At 52.8% G+C, this 17,176-nt stretch carries 18 protein-coding genes; 9 read left to right on the forward strand and 9 right to left on the reverse strand.

Features of this window, described 5'->3' with window-relative positions:
- Window positions 1-40: 40 nt before the first annotated feature.
- The 3 genes from J1782_RS18995 to J1782_RS19005 form a co-directional block, all read right to left on the reverse strand.
- On the reverse strand, window positions 41-661 hold the full coding sequence (locus tag J1782_RS18995) for a glutathione S-transferase family protein (RefSeq protein WP_152326941.1): 621 nt from the start codon (window positions 659-661) through the stop codon (window positions 41-43).
- Between the two features lie 148 nt (window positions 662-809).
- A complete protein-coding gene (locus J1782_RS19000) occupies window positions 810-2,093 on the reverse strand; it encodes an MFS transporter (RefSeq protein ID WP_152326942.1) in 1,284 nt (427 codons plus the stop codon).
- The gene (locus J1782_RS19005) at window positions 2,090-3,511 is read right to left on the reverse strand and encodes a M20 family metallopeptidase (protein ID WP_217153739.1); all 1,422 of its coding nucleotides are present in this window, start codon (window positions 3,509-3,511) and stop codon (window positions 2,090-2,092) included. Before J1782_RS19005 ends, J1782_RS19000 begins: the two co-directional genes overlap by 4 nt.
- A 153-nt stretch (window positions 3,512-3,664) precedes the next feature.
- Between J1782_RS19005 and J1782_RS19010 the strand changes: the two genes are divergently transcribed.
- On the forward strand, window positions 3,665-4,603 hold the full coding sequence (locus tag J1782_RS19010) for a LysR family transcriptional regulator (RefSeq protein WP_152326944.1): 939 nt from the start codon (window positions 3,665-3,667) through the stop codon (window positions 4,601-4,603).
- Window positions 4,604-4,607: 4 nt separating this feature from the next.
- Here the strand turns inward: J1782_RS19010 and J1782_RS19015 are convergent, their stop codons facing one another.
- Window positions 4,608-4,946, reverse strand: coding sequence for a GlpM family protein (locus J1782_RS19015; RefSeq protein ID WP_152326945.1), 339 nt, complete (start codon window positions 4,944-4,946; stop codon window positions 4,608-4,610).
- 310 nt (window positions 4,947-5,256) lie between these two features.
- On the opposite strand from J1782_RS19015, the gene J1782_RS19020 reads away from it, so the two are divergent.
- Window positions 5,257-6,468: a serine hydrolase gene (locus J1782_RS19020; protein WP_152326946.1), complete on the forward strand. Its 1,212-nt coding sequence runs from the start codon at window positions 5,257-5,259 to the stop codon at window positions 6,466-6,468.
- A gap of 82 nt (window positions 6,469-6,550) precedes the next feature.
- Here J1782_RS19020 and ybjG read toward each other — a convergent pair whose 3' ends face one another.
- Window positions 6,551-7,156 carry an undecaprenyl-diphosphate phosphatase gene (gene ybjG / locus J1782_RS19025; RefSeq protein WP_152326947.1) on the reverse strand — a complete coding sequence of 202 codons (606 nt, stop codon included), beginning with the start codon at window positions 7,154-7,156 and terminating at the stop codon, window positions 6,551-6,553.
- 301 nt (window positions 7,157-7,457) lie between these two features.
- Window positions 7,458-8,192 carry a bifunctional 2-polyprenyl-6-hydroxyphenol methylase/3-demethylubiquinol 3-O-methyltransferase UbiG gene (locus tag J1782_RS19030; RefSeq protein ID WP_165057901.1) on the reverse strand — a complete coding sequence of 245 codons (735 nt, stop codon included), beginning with the start codon at window positions 8,190-8,192 and terminating at the stop codon, window positions 7,458-7,460.
- Window positions 8,193-8,278: 86 nt separating this feature from the next.
- Between J1782_RS19030 and J1782_RS19035 the strand changes: the two genes are divergently transcribed.
- The 4 genes from J1782_RS19035 to J1782_RS19050 all read left to right on the forward strand — a co-directional run bounded on the left by J1782_RS19035 (window position 8,279) and on the right by J1782_RS19050 (window position 11,175).
- Window positions 8,279-8,794, forward strand: coding sequence for a GNAT family N-acetyltransferase (locus J1782_RS19035; RefSeq protein WP_152326949.1), 516 nt, complete (start codon window positions 8,279-8,281; stop codon window positions 8,792-8,794).
- Window positions 8,787-9,074: a hypothetical protein gene (locus J1782_RS19040; RefSeq protein WP_152326950.1), complete on the forward strand. Its 288-nt coding sequence runs from the start codon at window positions 8,787-8,789 to the stop codon at window positions 9,072-9,074. The genes J1782_RS19035 and J1782_RS19040 overlap by 8 nt, the downstream gene beginning before the upstream one ends.
- Before the next feature lie 455 nt (window positions 9,075-9,529).
- On the forward strand, window positions 9,530-10,639 hold the full coding sequence (gene ompC / locus J1782_RS19045) for a porin OmpC (RefSeq protein WP_152327190.1): 1,110 nt from the start codon (window positions 9,530-9,532) through the stop codon (window positions 10,637-10,639).
- A 176-nt stretch (window positions 10,640-10,815) separates the two neighbouring features.
- Entirely contained in the window at window positions 10,816-11,175 is a 360-nt protein-coding gene (locus tag J1782_RS19050; RefSeq protein ID WP_152326951.1) for a bleomycin resistance protein, read from the forward strand.
- 59 nt (window positions 11,176-11,234) lie between these two features.
- Here the strand turns inward: J1782_RS19050 and J1782_RS19055 are convergent, their stop codons facing one another.
- Both J1782_RS19055 and J1782_RS19060 read right to left on the reverse strand, forming a co-directional pair.
- Window positions 11,235-12,185, reverse strand: a complete 951-nt coding sequence (locus tag J1782_RS19055; protein ID WP_165057897.1) for a helix-turn-helix domain-containing GNAT family N-acetyltransferase — start codon at window positions 12,183-12,185, stop codon at window positions 11,235-11,237.
- Window positions 12,186-12,472: 287 nt separating this feature from the next.
- Complete coding sequence (locus J1782_RS19060; protein ID WP_217153740.1) at window positions 12,473-14,155, reverse strand: aspartate:alanine antiporter; 1,683 nt, start codon at window positions 14,153-14,155, stop codon at window positions 12,473-12,475.
- 328 nt (window positions 14,156-14,483) lie between these two features.
- Between J1782_RS19060 and ybjM the strand changes: the two genes are divergently transcribed.
- Window positions 14,484-14,858 carry an inner membrane protein YbjM gene (gene ybjM, locus J1782_RS19065; protein WP_152326954.1) on the forward strand — a complete coding sequence of 125 codons (375 nt, stop codon included), beginning with the start codon at window positions 14,484-14,486 and terminating at the stop codon, window positions 14,856-14,858.
- Between the two features lie 63 nt (window positions 14,859-14,921).
- On the opposite strand, the gene J1782_RS19070 is transcribed toward ybjM, so the two are convergent.
- Window positions 14,922-15,188, reverse strand: coding sequence for a GrxA family glutaredoxin (locus J1782_RS19070; RefSeq protein WP_013575818.1), 267 nt, complete (start codon window positions 15,186-15,188; stop codon window positions 14,922-14,924).
- Between the two features lie 286 nt (window positions 15,189-15,474).
- Here J1782_RS19070 and nfsA point away from each other — a divergent pair, with 286 nt between their 5' ends.
- Entirely contained in the window at window positions 15,475-16,197 is a 723-nt protein-coding gene (gene nfsA / locus J1782_RS19075; protein ID WP_217153741.1) for an oxygen-insensitive NADPH nitroreductase, read from the forward strand.
- Between the two features lie 18 nt (window positions 16,198-16,215).
- Window positions 16,216-17,118, forward strand: a complete 903-nt coding sequence (gene rimK, locus J1782_RS19080; RefSeq protein WP_165057894.1) for a 30S ribosomal protein S6--L-glutamate ligase — start codon at window positions 16,216-16,218, stop codon at window positions 17,116-17,118.
- Window positions 17,119-17,176: the final 58 nt, after the last annotated feature.

Below are 17,176 nucleotides of genomic sequence, written 5' to 3' on the forward strand. Positions count from 1 at the left end.
AAAAAGGCGTGTCGTTGCGGCACGCCTTTTATGTTTAAGTCTATGTTAGCGGGATCATCACGCGTTTCTGGAAATCCGGGCGCTGGGTGATTTGCTTATACCAGCGCTCTACATTCGGATGGGCCTGACGTTCAATATTCAGCCCGTACCAGGCGTAGGCGTAGATCGCCAGCGGGATGTCCCCGAGCCCGAAATGTTCGCCAGATAACCATGCCTGCTGCGCCAGCACCTTGTCGACAATCGCCCAGTGTTTTTCAAATGCCTCCATGCCTGTCGCCACCAGATTCATATCACGCTCCGGTTCGGGAACGCGAACCAGCGTCAGAAAGACCTGACGGAAAGGAATAGTCAGGGTGTTTGCGGTCCAGTCCAGCCATTTATCCGCGCTTGCGCGAGCCCGCAGATCAGAAGGCCAGAATGCTTCATTGCCTGCGCGTTCGGCGAGATAACGCAAAATGGCATTCGATTCCCATAAGACAAAATCATCATCCTGCAGGCAAGGCACCAGTCCGTTCGGATTGAGTGACAGATAAAGTGGCTCATGATTTTTACCATAAGCGCCCCCGGCGTTAATTTGCTGAAAAGGCAGTTTCAGTTCATCCAGTAACCACAGGACTTTTTTCACATTCGTTGAGTTATCGCGGCCCCACAGGGTGATCATTCAGAACTCCTCATTTGAAAAGGGTAAATAAACAGAACGTTAGCCAGCACAATGGCAATGACTATAGGGCAGGTGAAGGGGTTTTGCGAAGGGTTAAGCGTAACACTCAGCGACAGGTTTCCCCGCCGCTAAATGGGATTACGGAAAATCAGCGCTGTGTTTTCTGCGCTTTAAACAGTGCCCAGACGCTGAGCAGGGCGACCATCATCAGGTAGTAACCTGGCGCCAGGCTGCTGCCGGTGGCGGAAATCAGCAGCGTACAGATGAACGGCGCAAAGCCGCCGAACACGGTGACCGCCACGTTGTAGCTGATCGCCATGCCGCTGGCGCGGGTGGTGATCGGGAACAAATCCGCCATCATCGACGGCACTGTGGAGAAATACACCGATTTCAGCAACGCCAGCCAGCTTATCAGCAGCAGTAAGGACAGCGCCGATGTGTATTGCAGCATCAGCCAGAAGGCCGGATAAATAGTCAGTAACAGCAGGATAAGCGAGCCCCACATCAGCGGCAGACGACCGATTTTCTCCGCCCACAGCCCCATCACCGGCGTAACGACGGTCAGGATAATCCCCGCCGATAACGTGGCGCTAAAGCCCGCGGAAGCAGGCAAATGCAACGTTTTTGTGGCGTACGTCGGTACATAGTTCAGCATGTAGTTGATGGCGGTGGAAACCACCATCAGGCCGATAGCCGTAAAGAACAGGCCTTTTTGCGAGCGCACGATTTCTTTCAGCGGCGACGCGGTTTTCTCGGCTTTACTGAAGCTTTCCGATTCTTTGATATGGCGGCGGATATACAAACCGACCGGGCCAATCAGCAGACCGAAAATAAACGGAATGCGCCATCCCCAGTCCTGCAACTGCGTTTCACTCAGAATGGCAGACAACCCCAGGCCAAATGCCGAGGCCAGCAAGGTACTTGCACCTTGCGTGGCGAACTGCCAGCTGGCGATAAACGCTTTGCGTTCGGGGAAATGTTCAACCAGAAACGCCGTTGAGCTGCCGAACTCACCACCCGCCGAGAAGCCCTGAATCAGGCGTGCCGCGAGGATCAGCAGCGGAGCGGCCATGCCGATAGTGGCGTAGGACGGTGTGAGCACAATGATTAAGCCGCCAATCATCATCAGGCTGATGGACATCAGCAGCGACGCTTTACGTCCGTGTTTGTCGGCATACGCACCGAGAACGATTGCGCCGAGTGGCCGGATCAGGAATGAAACCCCGAAGCTGCCGAACGCCAGCAACAGTGAAACGGTCGGGTCGGACGTCGGGAAATAGGCATGCGCAATGTAGCTGGCGAAAAAGCCGTAAATGGCGATATCAAACCACTCCAGCGCGTTCCCGATACAGGTCGCAAAAAGGGTTTTCAACAGGCTCGGTTTCTCAGCCGTGGTGCTGACGGAAGCGGAACTGGCGCTTAACTGGCTCATTGCACACCTCCTGTATGGGCGTGGTGACGGGCCAGAACGGACGCACCGTTTTCACCGAGATCCCAAAGCAGATGGGTCATGATCGCCAGCCCTTCGCGCGCAACGGGGATCAGCATGTGTTCATTCACGCCGTGCTGACCGCAGGCCGGATAAGAGTGCGGCACCCATAACGTCGGTAAACAGAGAATATCGGCGAAGACATCGTTAGGCAGCGAACCGCCGAGATTCGGCAGCAATGCCGGCTTTTTACCGGTTGTTATTTGCATGATATTCAGCGCCCAGTCCACCAGAGGATCGGTCGGGTCGAAGCGGGTGGCCGGTGAGCCACGCATAAATTCCACCTCAACCTGCGGGAAACCGTGTGCATCCAGGTGCGCACGGACGTGCTCTGCAAGATTCTGCCAGTCGGTGCCGACGACAAAACGCAGCTGACACACCGCCGTCGCGGAGCCGGGAATGGCGTTCATCGGGCGCTGCGGATTGCCGGTCAGGAAGGACAGCACTTCCAGCGTATTCCACGCATAGAGACGCTCGGCAGGCGTGAGACCTTCCTCGCCCCAGTTCAGGTCAATCTTCGGATCGTTTTTGCCATCGCCGACGTCCACATCGCTGAGAATTTCGCGGATAGCGTCACTGACCGCAGGCGGTTTCAGCGCAGAAACCTGCAACTGGCCGTGCTGATTCACCAGACAGGCCAGCGCGTTTGCCAGCTGCGTCCCCGGATTGGTCAGCAGGCCGCCCCAGTTTCCGGAGTGATAGGCGTTGTCGCGGGCATTGATGGTGAGACGGAAATTCACCGCACCGCGTGAACCGAGGAACAGCGTCGGGCGCACGGCGCTCAGGCGCGGGCCGTCGGAGGCGAGGAAAATATCGGCGCTAAGCTGTTCCTGATATTCACGGCAAAGTTCGGCCAGCCCCGGTGAGCTGATTTCTTCACCCATTTCGAACAGCAGTTTGCAGTTAAAACCGAGGCTCCCGCTGCGGGCCTGGTAGATTTGTTCCAGCGCGGCAATGTTAATGCTGTGCTGGCCTTTGTTGTCGGCGCTGCCACGTCCGTACCAGCGGTCGCCGTCTTCTTTCAGTTCCCACGGCGATAAGTCGCTGCGCCAGTTTTCATCGTCGCCGAACACTACGTCGCCATGGCCGTAACTCAGGATTGTGGGCAACGCATCGTCTTCAATGCGGGTAGCGATCAAAAACGGTCGGTTAGCGGCATACGCATTTTCGACGCTCAGCAGGCTGAAACCCATCGCCGCGAGTGCCGGTTTAATCTCTTCATCGAGATAACGCGCCAGTTCGGCGTCCCGCTGATTACTCTGGCTTTCGGAGGCAATCGCCACCCTGCGCGCCAGCGTGCGCTGGTATTCACCCTGATCGAACCAGGCTAACGCCTGTTCAACGATATTTTCCGCTGTCATGAGGATCCTGCTTTTGTTGTGTTTGTGATTTTATTGTTGGTTTTTTTAGCAGTTTCACTCTAAGCGCTACGTCAGCGTTGCCACAATAATAATTGCAAGTTAGCGTTGCTTTTATTGTAATGCTCATCTGCACAGTTATGAGGCAATACGGTCATGCAAAGTACGGAGATTCGCTATTTTCTGGCGGTGGCCAATACCGGCTCCCTGAGCGCGGCGAGTAAGCAATTATTTGTGGCGGTATCGGCCATCAGCCGTCAGATCCAGCGTCTGGAAGAACGCATCGGCGCGCCGCTGTTTGAACGTCATGCGCGCGGGATGGTGCTCAACGATGCCGGGCAGATTCTGGAAAACCATGTGCGTAAAAGCATGATGGAAATGGAGCACGCGATTGCGGAAATTCAGGGGCTGAACGCCGTGAGGCGAACCGTGATCCGCATGGCCTGCACTGACGGGCTGGCGTTTGATTTACTGCCGCAGCTGTTCTCGCGGTTTCGCAAGATAAACCCGGGCGTGATGTTTTATCTCAACGTCGGCACGGCGGTGGAAGTGTCGGAAATGATCCACAACGGAGAAGTGGAACTCGCGTTACAGTTCAGTCTGGTGGCGGAGCGCGGCGTGGACATCATGGCGTCTTTCCCTGCGCCGGTACGCATGGTGATGCGCCCGGATCATCCGCTGGCCGATAAGGACGTGCTGCTGACAGATTTGCATCCGTACCCGCTGGCGATGAACGAGCAGGGCAGCACCATCCGCCAGCTGTTTGATTTGTCGTGCCGGATGAGCGGAATTTTTCTGGAACCCGCAGTCAGCTGTAACCGTTTTTCGACGCTTTACGATTTTATGGTGCAGACGCCGGGGGCGATTGTCGCGTGCAGCCACTTTTCCATTATGTATAAAGCCCGGCGCGATAATTTGCGGGTCAAACCGGTGAACATTGAACAGCTGAGCCAGCGGACGTTGCAGTTGCAATCACCTGCCGGTAAAAGGCGTTCGGCGGCGCTCGGTCAGTTTGTCGATTTTATCCGTGACGAACTGGTGCGGGAAAACGAGGCCTTTATCCGTGATTTCGATTTGAATACTGCCCAGTTATAAAAAGTCAGGCGTGAAAACGCGTCCACAGGCTAATCAGCAGCCACGCCGCCAGCGACCAGCAAACGACGGCGCAGAGCAGGGCGTAAGGCAGTTTCATCGAGCCGATGAAAAAATAGAGCGAAATCAGGTACACCATATAAGGAATGACGGCCCACAAGCCGAAGACAATCGTGGTTCGCAGTGCCTCAATGCTGCGTTCCGTGCCCACGATGTAGTGAGCAATTAAGGCGAACGTAGGAAAGAGCGGGACCAGCCCGGCGATATAATAGTTTCGGGTTTTGGACAGCACCCCGATTAAAATCACGACCAGCGCTCCGATCAGCGCCTTAATTACCAGTCCCATTTCTGCCCCTGCGGCTCGTTCATCGTCGTTGTAGCGCCGTTGCGATTAAGCCGTTTATTGTTATAGATATTTTATATGAATCTGCACCCCAAACTGACGCACATGAATGAATTGGTCAAGTGCTGACTGCTGTTTTTATCGCCGGTTGAATCAGCGCAAGCAGCGGAAAATTCTACTATTCTTAAGATCTTTACACTATTTAGGTTTATTCCAGACCCAGAACGCAGTAGGTTTTACGTCAGACAGAGTTGTACAATCTGTTTGAAAGATAAGATAAATTTCAGTTACCCGGACAAAAGCGCTGATACCTATGACAATTTCTTCCCAATTCAAACGGACTTTCATTTACGCGCTGGGCGGTGGAGTAATGCTGCTGGCGCTTCCTGCCGCTCAGGCGGACAACGGCCCCGTCGCACCACAGATTAATGCCAAATCCTGGGTGCTAATGGATTACAACAGCGGGAAGATCCTGACTGAATCGAATCCTGACGCGCGCCTCGACCCGGCCAGCCTGAGTAAAATCATGGTCAGCTACGTGGTCGGGCAGGCCATTAAATCCGGCAAAATCAAATCCGACGATCTGGTTTCTGTCGGTAACGATGCCTGGGCAACCGGCAATCCGGTGCTGCGCGGATCGTCCCTGATGTTCCTCAAACCCGGTGACCGCGTGCCGGTTTCCGAGCTGAATAAAGGGATCGTCATCCAGTCGGGTAACGACGCGAGTATCGCGCTGGCCGATTTTGTGGCGGGTAGCCAGGATTCCTTCGTGAATCTGATGAACCGCTACGGCGAACAGCTGAAACTGCAAAATACGCATTTTAAAACCGTTCACGGGCTGGATGCGGACGGGCAATACACGTCGGCAACGGATATGGCGCTGCTGTCGCAGGCGCTGATCCGCGATACGCCGGACGAATATGCGCTGCATAAAGAGAAAGAATTCACCTTCAACCACATTAAACAGATTAACCGTAACCGCCTGTTGTGGAGTTCGAATCTGAATGTGGACGGCATCAAAACCGGCTTCACGTCCGGCGCGGGGTATAACCTGGTCTCTTCCGCCAGCGACTCTACCGGTATGCGTTTGATTGCGGTAGTCATGGGCGCGCCGAGCGACCGTATCCGTTTCAGCGAGAGCGAAAGTCTGCTGACCTGGGGTTTCCGTTTCTTTGAAACGCTGACGCCAATTAAAGCCGGCGATGCATTCACCAGCCAGCGCGTCTGGTTTGGTGATGAAAAAATGGTTCCGCTGGGTGTGGCTGAAAATGCCTCACTGACGATGCCGAAAGGCCAGCTGAAAAACCTGAAAGCCAGCTTCACGCTGACCAATAAGCAGCTTGAAGCGCCGCTGGCGAAGAATCAGGTTGTGGGAACCGTGGATTTCAGCCTGGACGGCAAAGTTATTGAACAGCGTCCGCTGGTGGCGTTGCAGGAAGTGAAGGAAGCGGGCTTCTTTGGCCGTATCTGGGACTTCGTGATGATGAAAATCAGCGGCCTGTTTGGCAGCATTTTCGGCAAGTAACTGCGGCTTATCCCCTGAAATCTGACGCAAAAAAAGCGAGGCCAACAAAGCCTCGCTTTTTTATGCCTGAACGGCCGGAAAATCAGTTCTGCACCCAGCCTTTCCTGATCGGGAAGGCGAATCCAAAACGGTACACTTTGCACATCATCGCGTTAATCTGCTCACCAAACAGGTTCCACACCAGCTGGGCGAACAGGCAACCGAGCATGCCAACCAGTAATCCGCCCAGCATATCCAGCGGCCAGTGAATGCCTAAATAAATACGTGACCAGGCGATGGCGATGGCTGTCACCATCAGCAGCGCGCCGGACCAGATGCGGTGCCAGAACAGGAATGACAGCGCGAAAGTGAAAATCGCCGTGCCGTGGTCGCTCGGGAAAGAATCATCCGGCGCGTGATGCAGGAAGTTATAACCAAAACCTTCAACGAAAGGGCGCGCGTGAGGGAAAAGCATCGAGAGCGTTTTGGCCGTCGTCATCGCAAAGAGCAGCGCAATAGTGGTTTTACTGACCAGTTCACGTTGCTGGCCGATCTGGTCGCGCTGACCCCAAAGCCAGAGCCCGACAATCAGAAGCGGGACGATGAGAATCAGGTCATTGGCCAGAAAAGCCGCCAGACTGATCAGCGCGTGCGGCGAAGCGGGCGTCGCGTTGATCCACAAAAACACCAGATGATTCAGCTGCTCCATAAAACTACCCTCGTATGTACAGGCCAGACAGGCCAAATAAACAGGCCAAAATAGTGATCACAAATTTCCGGTAACCCACTGACAACAGGCAAAAAACGTGGATGCCACGTTAGTTTGTGCTGCCTGTGAGGTAAAGGGGGTATCGTCTGAATATCCGCACTCGTTGAACGGCGGTATAGTTTCGCGATGAAATAGAGTGTAAAGAGAAGAACTTAAGGAAGCCTTAAGCAGGCGGGAGGACGAGCCTCCCGGCGCAATTGCCTGACTGAAAAAATGAAAGAAAAAGTGTCTGAGAAGACGATTAGCGAGGTTTTTGGACGGACATCAGGAACAGCATCGGACGTTCAGCCTCTTCGGCCAGCGCGGGTTGTGCGGCAATTTGTTCCGCTGACGGACCCCACTCATTAAGCCCGCGGATAACGAAACCCGCATCAGTGAGCAGGCGGATGTAGGTCCCCAGCGTTCGGTGCTGCTTGACCACGCCTTCGGCAAACCAGTTTGTGACACGCTTGCCTTCATGCTGATAACCATCGACCGGCCAGGTTTTTTGCCCGCTTTCATTGATCATCCACGCGGGGCTTGAAGGCGCGGTATAGATCGGGTGCTCAGCTGAGAAGACAAAACTGCCGCCCGGTTTGAGCGCGTGAAACACCGTTTGCACAAGCGCGGGCAGGGCGTCGATGTAATGAAGCGTGAGCGAGCTGTATGCCAGTTCAAAAGCGGCTTCCGGCAGTGTCAGGCTTTCAAGATCCTGACGGGCATAATGAATCGCATCGTCGCAAGTCATCGACCGGGCTTTTTCCAGCATTTTCTCTGAAACGTCGAGCCCTGAAACTTCTGCGGCACCGGCATCACGCGCAGCACGGCAGAACCAGCCGTAGCCACACCCCAGATCGATGATGCGTGCGCCCTGCATATCAGGCAGCATGGCTTTGAGTGAAGGCCATTCCGGCGCTCCTTCCAGCCCGAACTGCGATCGCCCGAGTTGCGCGTAGCCTTCAAAAAAGGCCGGATCATCGTAAATATTTTGCGTCATTTGAATGACTCCTATAAAAATAATCTTAATTGCCAATCCACTTTGGCCTGAACATTGTAGTCAAAATCAGACAGGAGAGCAGCAAAATGGACATTCGTCAGGCCACGCTGGCCGACCAGCGCGAACTGCAAACGCTGGGACGTGAGACCTATCGCCACTATTTTGGCGACCTGTGGCAAAATAGTGACGAGCTGGAACAGTTTCTGGCCGATGACTTCAGTAACGAAGAAATGGAAAACACGCTTGAGAGCCCGGATCACCGCTGGCTGGTGTTACAGGAACAGGGCGACGCGGTCGGTTTTGCAAAAGTGCATTTCAATCAGCCTCTTGAGGGCGCGGAAGGGCACGGGGCGAAGTTGTGTAAGCTGTATTTCAAACCCCAAAGCCGGGCACGCGGGCTGGGCGCGATGTTATTTGACGCCGTAGAAACCGCCGCCCGTGAAAACGGACAATCGTGCTTGTGGCTGACGGTTTTGCAAAGTAATCTCCCGGCTATCGGATTTTATCAGCGTCAGCGCATGCATCAGGTCGCTGAGACGGCCTATGTGACGGCAACGCAAACCACTCCATTGTGGATCATGAAAAAGGATATCAATGATTAAATTACGTCTTGGCGGTCTGTTTATCACGCTCGAAGCCGGGGAAGATATTCCCTATGCGCCGGAGTTTTGTGAGCATTACACCTACCTTATTCATCCGGCGGAAGACGGTTTTGAAATATTGCGTTATGACGCGTATTCCGGCTGGCACAAACGTCCTGATCAGATATTTGAAGACGGGCATCAGGCATTTGTATTTGCCTATCAGGCGTATGAAAAAGAGTGGAATCAGACTGACGGACGTTTAGGCGGTAAGGATCAGCGCCTCGAACGAATTATGTAAATTCCCGCACGGAATGGATGTTCAAAAAGCCACCGCCCTGGTGGTTTTTTATTAACCTGAAAGTGAACCGTTTCGCTGGAATATACAAAACCTTACACAGAATATCTTTAATCTGCCGGCGAAATTTTCGCACTCACGTCGCCGGATGAGAATATTTTTACTACGATTCTGAATAGTTTCTGTAATTTACTATAATTTCACTTCGCTATTATCTTCACGTAATGGATTGTTTTTAAATGAATATATATCTGATTGATGCGTGGCATTTATATAAACGATTTCCAAACGAAACTTATTTCAAATATTTACAGGTTGCAACCAAAGTTCTCATCGTTTAATTTTACGCACGTCAATTCCGGGCCATAAGAAGGGAAAATATAACTTCACGGTAACCGGATAATAACACTTGCCGGATGGCATTTTAGACGGCTTATAAATAATCAAGGATATTGATGATGAAATTACGCGTACTTTCTCTGGTCATTCCCGCTCTGATGATGGCTGGCACTGCCGGCGCTGCTGAAATCTATAATAAAGACGGCAACAAACTCGACCTGTTCGGTAAAGTGGACGGTCTGCATTATTTCTCCAAAGATAACAGTACCGATGGCGACCAGTCTTATATGCGTCTGGGTTTCCGTGGCGAAACACAGATTAATAACGAACTGACCGGTTACGGCGAGTGGGAATATCAGGCAGCCCTGAACTCTGCTGAAAGCGCTGATAATAACAACTTCACCCGTGTAGGTTTTGCAGGTCTGAAATTTGGCCAGTGGGGTTCACTGGACTACGGCCGCAACTACGGCGTGATGTATGACGTGGCAGCCTGGACCGACGTTCTGCCAGAATTCGGCGGCGATACTTACGGCGCAGACAACTTCATGTTCCAGCGTGCAAACGGCGTGCTGACTTACCGTAACAAAGACTTCTTCGGCGCAGTCGAAGGTCTGGATGTCGCGGTTCAGTATCAGGGCAAAAACGGCAGCGCTACCGAATCTAACAACGGTCGTGACGTATTAGCTCAAAACGGCGACGGTTATGGCATGTCCCTGTCTTATGACCTGGGCGAAGGTTTCAGCGCAGCAGCCGCAATGATGGCTTCTGACCGTACCAACGAGCAGAACGGCCGCAACAACCCGGCAATCATTGGTAACGGCGACAAGGCGACCGCGTACAGCGGCGGCCTGAAATACGATGCCAACAATATCTACCTGGCGGCGATGTACACCCAAAGCTACAACGCAAACCGCTTCGGTAAAGCAGGCAGCACCGCTTACGGTTATGCCGACAAAGCGCAAAACTTCGAAGCTGTGGCACAGTACCAGTTCGACTTCGGTCTGCGTCCGTCTGTTGCCTACGTGCAGTCTCACGCACGTAATATCCCGGGTTACAGCAACCAGAACCTGACCAAATATGTTGATGTTGGCGCGTCTTACTTCTTCAACAAAAACATGCTGACCTACGTGGATTACAAAATTAATCTGATGGATGACACCCGCCTGACCCGCGATGCTGGCATCAATACCGACGACGTTGTGGCCGTAGGCCTGGTTTATCAGTTCTGATAAGCCGACGCTGCCCTGAAAGTTAAGGGCATTTGCGTCTCTCGTGTCTGAATCTCCCGCTGCAAGGCGGGAGATGACTTTCCTCACAAAATCTTATTCCCCGTACTTTCCCCTGTGTTTTCGTTCAGGCATTATTCCGGCACGTGAAGTTCGTATCCGACGACTGAGAGCCGCCAATGACTGATCACGCCACACCCAATCTTCCTTCCCGGGATTTCACAGAGACTCAACGCTTTTACAGCAGCATAGGCTTTACTACCGGCTATATCGACGACAGCTGGCTCATCATGAGCCGCGGCGGTATTACGCTGGAATTCTTCCTGCACGTCGATCTCGACCCGCTCACCAGCTGGTTCAGCTGCTGCCTGCGCGTGGATGATGCCGATGCCATTTTTGATGAATTTATTGCAGCCGGAATAGGGCAGGACAGGAACATGCGGCCATGCATTCATCTGCCTGAAATGCAGCCGTGGGGATTAAAAATGGGTGCGCTGATTGATATCGACGGAACGTTGTTGCGGGTGATTGAAAATTAGCGAAACGGGTAACGCCAATGTCACGCCACCGGAAATCACTGCGGCGGCGTGACACTTTGTCAGCCCGCGGTGCGGGTGAATTGTTGCTCCATGACGCGGCTTCCCCACTGGTCGCCATCCCATTCTTTTGTCAGAGTAAAACCAAACGATTCATACAAACGGCGCGCGGCATCCAGCCCGCTGAAAGTCCAGAGCTGAGTGGCTGAGAATTTTTGCTGATCGCAGAAATTTACCGCTTCGCTGAGCAGTTTTCTGCCAATACCGCCTCCCCGGCAGCCATCATCAAGAATAAACCAGCGCAAATGTGCTTCGTTATTGCCTAAATCCTGCCCGTCGATGGCGACAGAACCGACTATTTTTCCGTTCTGAACCGCGAGCCAGATTCGGTTGTTTTCATGACCGAGGCGACCGGTGAATTCCGCTAACCCCGCCGCCACTTTGCTTTCAAAAAAACTGCCAAAGTTGGCATGACGCGAATAGAAACGGGCGTGCATCTCTGAAATACGCCCGATCATACCCGGCTGATAACCGGAGCTGATGATCACAGGATTTTGCGGATTTGCCTGTGAACCGTCACGGCATGATTTCAGTGCGCGGGCGTAGGCAGAAATCCCTTCAGCGACGGCTTTCTGCTTTGCAGTATCAAGATGAGCCAGCGCATCTGCGACGCGCATTTTGCCATACGCATTAATCTTCACGACGCTGGCTTTGCCCTGTTCGGTAAGCTGAAGGTGCTTCACCCGCGCGTCATCCACAGAAACTACCTCGGTGAGTTCACCGGCCTTGATAAGTTTGCCGAGCATCCGGCTTACGCTCGACTTCTCCAGCCCGAGTTCATTCACCAGCTGCGCCGCCGTCACCGCGCCCAGCCTTTCAGCTTCAAGCAACGTATGCACCGCCGACGCGGAATATTCCGTAGCGGCAAGCGTCGGGTTCATAAACCCCAGTTCACGAACCATCAGCCGTGAAGCGGTACGGATGTTTTCTATAAGAAGTGTGTTATCGGTCATGATAAAAGGCTTTTGATGATTTGGTTGTGTTATACAACCATTTTGGCGGGGAAGGTGTCAATGGGTTTACAAGGGGGGAACGGGGGGTTTTAAAAGCAGAAAAGAAAAAACCCGGCAATCTTGAACCTAAAAAGGCGGGATTGACGGGCTCTCCAAATTTGGGGACTTCAAAGAAAAGCAGTGGCACTAATTAAGACTTCGCTCCCCTTTAAAAGTTCGCGCCATGTGGCAAAAATATAAAAAAATTATTGATTTTTTTTTGCCACATTCGTGATCAACAACTTACGTCACGCTCCCGGCCAGATGATGACGATCAGTGTCCCCGCGAGTGTCAGTAATACGTTAGCAATGGCATAGGTTCCTGCATAACCCAGTGCCGGAATGTTGCTGCGGGCGGTGTCGCTGATGATTTCCATCGCCGGTGCGCAGGTTCGTGCGCCCATGATGGCGCCGAACAGTAATGCCCGGTTCATCCTCAGTACGTAGGCACCGAAGATGAAGCAAATCACCACCGGCACAAGGCTGACAATCAGGCCGGACAGCAACATTTGTCCGCCGACTGCGCCAAGCCCGTTGTTGATCCCCGCACCAGCGCTGAGGCCGACACCCGCCATAAATACCATCAGACCGAACTCTTTGACCATATTCAGCGCACCCTGCGGAATGTAGCCGAAAGTAGGGTGGTTTGCGCGCAGAAAGCCGAGCATGATACCGGCGAACAGCAGGCCCGCGGCGTTACCAATCCCGAAGCTGAAGCTTTTGAACTGGAAGGTGATCAGCCCGATCATCAGGCCGACAATGAAGAAGGCGCAGAAGGCGAGTAAATCGGTGAGCTGGCTGTGAACGGAGATAAAGCCGATGCGCTCTGCCACGCTTTTCACACGACGCGCGTCGCCGCTGACCTGCAACACATCGCCTTTGTTGAGCACGATGCTGTCGTCGATCGGCATTTCAATCTGGCTGCGGATCACGCGGTTAAGGAAACAACCCTGATCGGTCAGATTGAGCTGGCTCAGACGTTTGCCGACGGCGTGATTGTTTTTCACCACCACTTCTTCCGTCACGATGCGCATATCGAGCAGGTCACGGTCGAAAACTTCTTTCCCGTTACGGAAACTCGGATCAAGGCGTGAGTGCGCGTCCGGATAGCCGACCAGCGAAATTTCATCGCCGACCTGCAACACGGCGTCACCGTCCGGCGTCGCGAGAATTCCATTACGGCGAATACGTTCGATATAACAACCCGTCTGGCGATAAATCCCCAGTTCACGCAGGTTTTTGCCATCAGCCCAGGCGACCAGTTCCTGCCCGACACGGTAGGCGCGGATCACCGGAAGATAAACTTTTCGCTTACTGTCTGTGTCCAGACCGCGTTCGCGGGCGATTTGTTGCGCACTGGTTGGCAGATCCTGATGTTGCAGTTTTGGTAAATAGCGTGCGCCGAAAATCAGGCTGACCAGCCCGATAAGATACGTCAGTGCGTAGCCGAGGCTCAGATTATCCAGCGCGGGACTGAGCGTATTACTGCCCACGAGGGTATTGCGCAGTGTGTCTCCCGCGCCCACCAGAACCGGCGTGGAGGTCATGGAACCGGCGAGCATACCGGCGGTGAGACCGATGTCCCACCCGAATGCCTTGCCAAGACCGAGCGCGAGAAGCATCGCGCTGCCGACCATGACCAGCGCCAGCATCAGATAATTTTTGCCATCCCGGAAGAAAATTGAAAAAAAGTTGGGTCCGGCTTCGACGCCCACGCAAAAAATAAACAGCATAAAACCGAGGTTGAGCGCTTCCGTATTAATGCTGAAATGTTGCTGGCCTAAAAGCAGGGAAACCACTAATACGCCAATAGAATTTCCGAGCTGAACGGAGCCCAGGCGAATTTTCCCCAGGCACAAGCCCAGTGCCAAAACCACAAATAATAACAGGATGTAATTCCCGTTTAACAAACTAGCGACGTTTATATTCACAAGGATAACTTATTGTTTACCAACAAATTCTTGATATAGGAGAATGTAAAGGATAAATTCAGATCCAGAAAATTCCTACTTTTTTAAACACCTTTGGTTTCTCAAATCGTGAATTAGAAAAGCAGGTTTCGGGCGTCATTTTAGTCATAGAACGTCTCTTCAGCCAGAGAAAAGCCCGTATAAATCAACTGAACGCTTTTTTTGTGTTTCGCGGGATTGCGGAACGCGTCAGGGAAGTGAGCCGGCAAGGCTCTGTCAGGTAAAAATGAACGCATTGCATGCAGTGCAGACGGCCTGTGAATCTCGCCAACTTTAAGGAGGAAGTCAGATGGCATTTTGGCGAAAGTTAATAGCCCCGCTATTTTGTTGCATTATTTTTATAGTTATTTTTATTTCGTTAAAAAATAGCTGGATAGTTGTTAGAGATATAACACCTGGTCCGGAATATGGTCTGTTATTATTTTTATTGCCGGGTTTGCTGACCGGGCTGATATATCGCGATTCGCCGATATTTTCATCTTTGATAGGTGCGCTGATTTCTGTGCCGGTTTGTACCGCGCTGCGTATGGTATTTTATCCGCGCGTGCGTCCGCTGGTGCAGGAAGTGGCTTACGCAACCAGCGCGATTTTCTGGTGTGTGCTGGGCGCGATGCTGATTCAGCTGCTCTTTACTGCGTATAAACAGTTCAGACAGCACCGGTAAACATTTTCCGATGCCATAAAAAAAGGCGCTCAATGAGCGCCTTTTTGCTGAGTTCAGAACCACTCAGTTGCTGAACAGAGCCAGATGTTCTTTGGCATAGGCTTCAAAATCAGTGCAGCCGCCGATGTGTTTCTGATCGAGGAAAATCTGTGGAACAGTTTCAACAGGTTTACCCACTGTTTTTTCCAGGTCAGCTTTGGTGATGCCTTCCGCATGGATATCGATGTAGCGGAAATTGAAATCATCACGTTCTTCAGTCAGTTTTTCAGCCAACTCTTTAGCACGTACACAATAAGGACAGCCAGGACGCCCGAAAATTACTGCAAACATGGAGACTCCTTTGTTAATACCAGCGAGATAAATGAAAAGGGAGTGACTATTTTTGTTATGCACGTCACCTTTTTGATGCCGCTACTATGCCTGTTGCAAGCCACAAAAAAAAGCAGGAATTACCTGTCGGTCTGATACCTTCTGCCTATCCAAATGATGAATCAGGGATTTTTCGGGTGCGCATATTGTTACAGCATTTGATGTCACAAGCCTTGCAAACAGGGCGCGCAGCATGAATGATTGCAACATCTGTTTTCGCTTTTTCATCCGTTCAGGAATTTTTTTAATGACGCCGACTATCGATCTTCTGCGCTCACACCGTTCCATCCGTTCTTTTACCGGCCAGCCGGTATCCGATGAACAGCGTGAGGCGATCATTGCTGCCGCGCAATCTGCCTCAACTTCCAGCTTTTTGCAGTGTTCATCGATTATCCGCGTTACCGATCCGGCGCTGCGCGAAACGTTGGTGCAGTACACCGGCGGGCAGCAATACGTGGCCAGCGCCGCTGAATTTTGGGTTTTCTGTGCCGATTTCAACCGCAACTTGCAGATTAACCCTGAGGCCGAACTGGGGCTGGCGGAACAATTGCTGCTCGGTTGCGTGGATACCGCGCTGATGGCGCAAAATGCCATGACCGCCGCCGAATCACTCGGGTTGGGCGGCGTATTTATCGGTGGGATCCGTAATCAGGTGGAAGACGTTGTCGCGCTGCTGAAATTACCGAAATTCGTGATGCCGTTGTTCGGTTTTTGTATCGGCACGCCTGCGCAGGATCATCAGGTCAAGCCGCGGATGCCGCAGTCCATGCTGGTTCACGAAAACAGCTATCAGCCGCTGGATAAAGAACTTCTGGCGCAATATGACGAAGAGCTCAGCGCGTATTATCTGCAACGCGACAGTAATGCCCGCCGCGATACCTGGAGCGCACTGATTATCCGTACCCTGAAAAAGGAACAGCGTCCGGTTATGCTGGACGCATTACATAAGCAAGGCTGGGCAACACGCTAATCGGCGATGGAGTGTCGGATGAAGATTGCAATTCTTTCCCGTGACGGATCTTTATATTCGTGTAAACGGCTGCGGGAAGCCGCAGAGGCCCGGGGGCATGAGATCGACATCATTGATCCGCTCTCCTGCTATATGAACATCAATCCGGCCGCGCCGAGTGTGCATTATCGCGGGCGTCAGCTGGATAAATACCAGGCGGTGATCCCGCGTATTGGATCAGCCATTACGTTCTACGGCACCGCAGTATTGCGCCAGTTTGAAATGCTCGGGAGTTTTCCTCTCAATGAATCTGTGGCGATTACCCGGGCGCGCGATAAGTTGCGTTCGATGCAGATTCTGGCGCGCGAAGGAATAGATTTGCCGATCACCGGTTTTGCTAATGCGCCGGACGATACGTCAGATCTCATCGCGCTGGTCGGCGGTGCGCCGCTGGTGGTCAAGCTGGTCGAAGGCACGCAGGGCATCGGCGTGGTGCTGGCTGAAACCCGTCAGGCGGCGGAAAGCGTGATTGACGCCTTCCGCGGGCTGAATGCGCACATTCTGGTTCAGGAATATATCCGCGAAGCTGAAGGGCGTGACATCCGCTGTCTGGTGGTGGGAAAACGCGTGGTGGCGGCGATTGAACGTCAGGCCAAACCGGGCGATTTCCGTTCCAATCTTCATCGCGGCGGAACCGCGACCAACGTCAAAATCACGCCGGAAGAGAAAGAAATTGCGGTGAAAGCGGCGCTGACGCTGGGGCTCGACGTTGCCGGTGTCGATATTTTGCGTGCGCACCGGGGGCCGCTGGTGATGGAAGTTAACGCATCGCCGGGGCTGGAAGGCATCGAAACCACAACCGGCCTGGATATTGCGGGCATGATGATTGATTACATTGAACAGCGGGCGAAGCCGGGATTCAGGCTTAAATCTGGCGGTTAAATCTTAATTACCGGCGCTAATGTGCATCAAAAGGCCTTTGGTCGTAGCGCTGACCGGT

It is taken from the genome of Rahnella sp. BCC 1045 (assembly GCF_019049615.1).
Classification (GTDB): domain Bacteria; phylum Pseudomonadota; class Gammaproteobacteria; order Enterobacterales; family Enterobacteriaceae; genus Rahnella; species Rahnella contaminans.